Origin of the sequence: Mesorhizobium sp. M7A.F.Ca.CA.004.12.1.1 (assembly GCF_003997835.1) — a bacterium.
GTDB lineage: Bacteria > Pseudomonadota > Alphaproteobacteria > Rhizobiales > Rhizobiaceae > Mesorhizobium.
The window spans coordinates 1-4,729 of sequence record NZ_RZRK01000483.1; the positions used below are offsets into that span (position 1 = coordinate 1).

Here is a 4,729-nt window from a genome sequence, read left to right on the forward strand (position 1 = left end):
GTTATGCGGTTCTGGCTATGCCGAATGTCGCCAAGCCGGTCGAATTCCTGCCCGCAGATATCGAGTCCAAGATGATCGACAATGACTTCGAGTGGGCGGCCAACCACCGCAAGGCCATTCTCGACGAGTGGACGAAGCGCTACGACGCCAAGTCTGAGCCCAAGAGCTAGACGCAGAGCATTTCGACAGGGCGCCGTCAGAGCGGCGCCCTTCTCGTAACTCTTCCCGGATGGTCAAAATGAGACACGAACCCGTCGCTGATCTATCGGCAACGCTGGCCGAGGTGCATCCCATGACCGCTGCCGGCAACACGGCTTACCTGCGGATCGAACATCTCTGGAAGGCCTTCGGCGAGTTCCATGCGCTGAAGGACATCTCGCTCGACATCAACGAAGGCGAATTCATCTGCTTTCTCGGCCCTTCGGGTTGCGGCAAGACCACGCTGCTGCGCGCCGTCGCCGGCCTCGACCTGCAGACCAGAGGCGTCGTCCGCCAGGGGGGCAGGGATATCTCAACGCTGCCGCCGTCAAAACGCGACTACGGCATCGTGTTTCAGTCCTACGCGCTGTTTCCCAATCTGACGATTGAAAGGAACATCGCCTTTGGCCTGGAAAACACCAAACGGCCGCGCGCCGAGATCGATGCCCGCGTCAAGGAATTGCTCATGCTGGTCGGCTTGCCCGATCAGGCGAAGAAATACCCAGCGCAGCTTTCCGGCGGGCAGCAGCAGCGCATCGCGCTCGCCCGGGCCATCGCCACCTCGCCCGGCCTGCTTCTGCTCGACGAGCCGCTGTCGGCGCTCGACGCCAAGGTGCGCGTGCACTTGCGCCACGAGATCAAGGGGCTGCAGCGCAAGCTCGGCGTCACCACGATCATGGTTACGCACGACCAGGAAGAAGCATTGTCGTTGGCCGACCGCATTGTAGTCATGAACCATGGCGTCATCGAGCAGGTCGGCAGCCCGACTGAAATCTATCGCCATCCCAGGACGCTGTTCGTCGCCGATTTCATCGGCGAGACCAACAAGTTCGATGCGACGGTAGGAGCAGATTCGGTAGGCTTCGGGACGAAGGCTTTCAGATGCGCGCCGCACAGCTTTGCGAACGGCGAAGCAGTCGTCGCCGCCATTCGACCGGAAGACGTGATTCCACACGGGCCGGGTTCGCGCTCGCCTGGAGCACCCGATGTGGTGAAGACTTCGGAAAACCTGATCGAAGTGACCGTCGGTGAAATGGAATTCCTGGGTTCGTTCTGGCGCACCCGGCTGCGCGGCGGAGAGCTTGGAGACGAGATTCTGATCGCCGATTTCTCGGTCAACGCCACGCGGCGTCTCGGCCTCGCCGAAGGCGGAGCGCTAACGGTGGAACTGCCCGCCGACCGACTGCTTGTCTTCCCGCAAGGAGAGCGCCATGGCGGCGGCAACTGATATCCTGATGCCGTCCGGTCGGGCGCTTCGACAGTCGCTCGACAAGGACGAGTTGATCAAGCGCGGCCTGCTGGTCGTCATCTCGTTCTATCTGGTCCTGTCGCTGGCAGCCCCGCTCTACGTGATGCTGTCGAAATCGTTCTCGACCTACAGCTTCGATCTTGGCGCGTTCGAATTCCAGGTCAGCGACAAGCTCGGCAATTTCGGCGAGCCAGTGACGGCCGCCGCTCTGAACGAGAAACTCGCCGCGGTCCCGCTAGAAAAGCTTGCGACCAGTTCCGATGGTCGGCTGCCGGCCACCAGCTTCTTTCCGGATTTCAGTTTCCGCAGCCCGGTCAAATACAAGGTCCGCGGCACCACCGATGACGCTTATTTCCTGATCGGCACGCAACTCCATCGCGGCACCGAATGGCAGGAAGTCGATTCGAACACCTTTCGGCGCATTATGCTGAGGCCCGCGCGCGAGCTTGGGTTGGACAACTACACAACCTACTTCTCGACGCCAACGCTGTTCCGCTCGATCCAGAACTCCTTCCTGATCGCGCTGATCAGCACCATCATCACGGTCGGCATAGCCTTCGGCTTCGCCTACGCTTTGAACCGAAGCAAGATGCGCTTCAAGGGCCTATTCAGGCTCATCGCCATGGCTCCCATCCTGGTGCCGTCGCTACTGCCCGGCATCGCCCTCATCTATCTGTTCGGCAACCAGGGCCTGTTGAAAAGCGTGCTTGGCGGCATATCGATCTACGGTCCGTTGGGGATTGTCGTCGGCTCGATATTCTTCACCTTTCCCCATGCTCTGATCATTATCTCGACGGCACTGGCGATCTCCGACCAGCGCCAATATGAAGCCGCCGCTTCGCTGCGCGCCAGCAAGTGGCGGACGTTCTGGGTCGTTACCATTCCGGGCGCGCGCTACGGTTTGATCTCCGCGGCGTTTGTCGTGTTTACGCTCGTCATCACCGATTTCGGCTTGCCGAAGGTCATCGGCGGCCAGTTCAACGTGCTCGCCGTCGATATCTACAAGCAAGTGATTGGTCAGCAGAATTTCGAGATGGGGGCGGTGGTCTCGGTCATCTTGCTGATCCCGGCCATCGCCGCCTTCGTCGTCGACCGCCTGGTCCAGCGTAGGCAGGTTTCGCTCCTGTCGGCCCGCTCGGTGCCTTACGAGGCAAAACCCAATCGCCGCTTCGACCTGGTCTGTCTGGCTTATTGCAGCCTGGTCGCGTTGTTCATCGCCGGCATCATCGGCATTTGCCAGTACGCCGCGCTGGTCAAGTTCTGGCCCTACGACCTCAGTCTCAGCCTGAAGAATTTCGCGTTCGGTCGCATGGATGGCGGGGGCTGGGCTTCTTACTACAACTCGATCACGCTCTCGTTGCTGACCGCTGTGTTTGGAACCGTCATCGTCTTCGTCGGCGCTTACATCGTCGAAAAGACCGAAGGCTTCAGGACCGGACGGGCAGCCTTCCACTTCCTCGCCATGCTGCCGATGGCGGTGCCGGGGCTTGTGCTTGGCCTGGCCTATATTTTCTTCTTCAACAATCCGGCCAATCCGCTGCACGCGATCTACGGCACAATGGCGATCCTGGTCGTCTGCACCGTGACGCACTTTTACACGGTCGGTCATTTGACGGCCCTGACGGCGCTGAAGCAGATCGATCGTGAGTTCGAGCCGGTCGCGGCCTCGCTGAAGCAGCCTTTCTATCGCCTGTTCACGCGGGTGACAGTGCCGATCTGTCTGCCGGCAATCCTTGACATCTCGATCTATCTTTTCGTCAACGCCATGACGACGGTTTCCGCGGTGGTCTTCATCTATACAACACACACGGCGCTCGCCTCGGTTGCAGTGCTCAACATGGACGACGCTGGCGACACCGCGCCTGCTGCTGCCATGGGCATGATGATCTTCTACACCAACGCATTCGCGCGGATCATTCACGTGGCTGTTTCGAAAGGTATCCTGAAAAGAACTCAGGGTTGGCGGGTACGATAATGAAATGCTCTAGGACTTTCCCAAGTCTCAGCCCTGCGTCGGCCTGCGTTCGACGATGTAGATGTGGTCGGCCGCCAGCACCACTTCGCCGCGCTGGTTGATCACCTCGCAGCGTTCGATCACCCGTCCCGACCCCGGCCTCTTCGGGTCGTCTTCCCTGGCCGCAATTGTGGTGCGCGTCCGGATCGTGTCGCCGATGAACACCGGCTTGATGAAGCGCAACCGGTCGTAGCCGTAGGAAAAGGCGACAGGGTTGATGACGGTTGCCGTCAGCCCGATGCCGACCGAGAACACCAGCGTGCCGTGCGCGATGCGCTGGCCGAATGGCGTCGTCTTCATGAACTCGGCGTCCATGTGGTGCGGGAAGAAATCGCCGGTGTGGCCGGCATGGACGATGAAGTCGGTCTCGGTGATGGTGCGGCCGCTGGTCAGGCGCGACGCGCCAATCTCATAGTCTTCGAAATACTGTATCTGTTCCATCAGGGTCTTTCCGCGATCGGCGTCGCCGGTGCCGCACTCGACTGATACGCCGCCTCGACCAGCGCCATCGTGCTCCAGGCATCCTCGACCGGACTGATCAACATAGCATCTTCTCCGGTGGCAAAACGCTGGACATTGGCCATGCGGCCGACGAAGGCGTCTGGAAACCACTCGCCGGCCAAGGGCACCGCGACCCAGTCCGTTCCACCCTTGGGGTAAATCTCCAGCACATCCGGCTCACCTGTGGGATAATCGAGGTTGAGACCCAGCTTGAGATAGGCGGCACCTTCTGTGCCGCAGATGCGGAACTCGCAGGCCTGGTGCCGGCGGCCGAACTTATGGTCGTGGTTGATCGACAGCGCGCAGCGCACGGTGTCGCCATAGTCGAGAATGGCGCTGGTGCGCGTCTGCGCCACGGCATGGTTGGGATGGCCGAGCGTCTTGGCGTGCACACCCTTGGGGTCGCCGAGCAATTGCCTGATCAGGTCGAGATAGTGGATCGAATGCATGGCGATCTCGACGCGCGGCGCCTTGAGCAGGAATTCCCAAAGCTGCCATGGTGTCGCCAGCGCCAGCCAGGCGTCGAAGTCGACGATCTCGCCGAGCCAGCCCTTGCCGATAGCACCCTTGAGCGCCAGCATCATCGGCGCGAAGCGCAATTGGAAGTTCACCGCTGCGTGCAGCTTCCGGGCACGGCAGATCTCGAGGATCGCGGTCGCCTCGGCAAGATTGCTGCCCATCGGCTTCTGGATCAGCGCCACTGCGCCATCAGGCAAGGACTTCAGCACATCGGCATGACGCGACGGCGGGGTGGCAAGATCGAAGAT

Annotated in this window: 4 protein-coding genes; 2 read left to right on the plus strand and 2 right to left on the minus strand. The window is 60.8% G+C overall.

Going from position 1 to position 4,729, the window contains the following annotated elements; genetic code table 11:
• The first annotated feature begins 292 nt into the window (after positions 1 to 292).
• A complete protein-coding gene (locus EN984_RS23060) occupies positions 293 to 1,426 on the plus strand; it encodes a putative 2-aminoethylphosphonate ABC transporter ATP-binding protein (RefSeq protein WP_127270136.1) in 1,134 nt (377 codons plus the stop codon).
• Positions 1,410 to 3,422 carry a putative 2-aminoethylphosphonate ABC transporter permease subunit gene (locus EN984_RS23065; protein WP_127269441.1) on the plus strand — a complete coding sequence of 671 codons (2,013 nt, stop codon included), beginning with the start codon at positions 1,410 to 1,412 and terminating at the stop codon, positions 3,420 to 3,422. The genes EN984_RS23060 and EN984_RS23065 overlap by 17 nt, the downstream gene beginning before the upstream one ends.
• A gap of 27 nt (positions 3,423 to 3,449) precedes the next feature.
• Here the strand turns inward: EN984_RS23065 and EN984_RS23070 are convergent, their stop codons facing one another.
• Entirely contained in the window at positions 3,450 to 3,905 is a 456-nt protein-coding gene (locus EN984_RS23070; protein ID WP_164748657.1) for a MaoC/PaaZ C-terminal domain-containing protein, read from the minus strand.
• A partial coding sequence (locus EN984_RS23075; RefSeq protein ID WP_164765593.1) for a Gfo/Idh/MocA family oxidoreductase occupies positions 3,902 to 4,729 on the minus strand: 828 nt, incomplete at its 5' end. The genes EN984_RS23070 and EN984_RS23075, both read right to left, overlap by 4 nt.